The sequence below is a fragment of the Streptomyces flavofungini genome (assembly GCF_041028215.1).
GTDB classification, from domain to species: Bacteria; Actinomycetota; Actinomycetes; order Streptomycetales; family Streptomycetaceae; genus Streptomyces; species Streptomyces flavofungini_B.
The window spans coordinates 1-844 of sequence record NZ_JASKYR010001433.1 but is presented as its reverse complement, the minus strand read 5'-3'; the positions used below and the strand labels follow the sequence as shown (position 1 = coordinate 844).

At 75.6% G+C, this 844-nt stretch carries 1 protein-coding gene; it reads right to left on the bottom strand.

The genetic code is table 11. The annotated features are described in order from the left end of the window. Window positions 1–147: 147 nt before the first annotated feature. Window positions 148–735: a GNAT family N-acetyltransferase gene (locus AB8Z36_RS41515; protein WP_369218497.1), complete on the bottom strand. Its 588-nt coding sequence runs from the start codon at window positions 733–735 to the stop codon at window positions 148–150. Window positions 736–844: the final 109 nt, after the last annotated feature.

Below are 844 nucleotides of genomic sequence, written 5' to 3'. Positions count from 1 at the left end.
GCACGGGACGCACCGGCACCGGGCAGGCAGCACCACACGGGACGCACCGGTGCCGGGCGGGCAGGGCGACGCCTCGCCCGCCCGGCCGGGCGGTGCGTCCCGGACGACGCCTCGCGAAGCGACGCCAAAGACCGCCCGCCCCGCCCGTCAGACCCGGTCCCCCGCGATCCGCGCGTGCAGATGCATGTCGTGCCAGCCGTCCGCGTGCAGCACCGCGCTCCTCTTGGTGCCCTCCGGGCGGAACCCGGACTTCGAGGCGACCCGGCAGGACGCCTCGTTGGCGACCGCGTGGGTCAGTTCCAGCCGGTGCAGGCCCACGTCCTCGAAGGCCCAGCGCGAGAGCACCTCCACGGCCGAAGGGGCGATGCCACGGCCCCGGGCGGCGGGCACCGTCCAGTAGGCGACCTCCGCCTGCCCGTCGGCGAGCGCCATCAGCTTCAGGGCGATCCGGCCGACCAGGACGTCCGTTCCGGCGTCGGCGATGGCCCAGTACGCGTCCCGCTCCCCCGTCCACGCCGCCCGCCACTCCTCGATCCAGCCGCGCGCCTCGCTCACGGAGTCGGCCACGCGCGCGTGCCAGCGCTGGAGCGCGGGGTCCTGGAAGGCCTCGTACACACCAGGCGCGTCCGCGGGCAGCCAGGGGCGGATGACGAGCCCGCCGGGCACGGGGAGCGCGGGCTGCTCACGCCGGGCGAGGGTGCCGGGCGCGACGACATCGGGGATCTTGTAGGGCATGGGCTCATCGTGGCAGCGGTGACACGGCGAGGGCAGTGATTTTCGCCCGGGAGGGCGGAGGCACCACCAACCGAAGGCCCCCGGCCCGGCTTACGCTGGCCCCCTGATG

What these genes read in the sequence shown, in the direction of transcription:
- AB8Z36_RS41515 (WP_369218497.1), bottom strand. Translation starts at nt 735, where the DNA reads ATGCCCTACAAGATCCCCGATGTCGTCGCGCCCGGCACCCTCGCCCGG.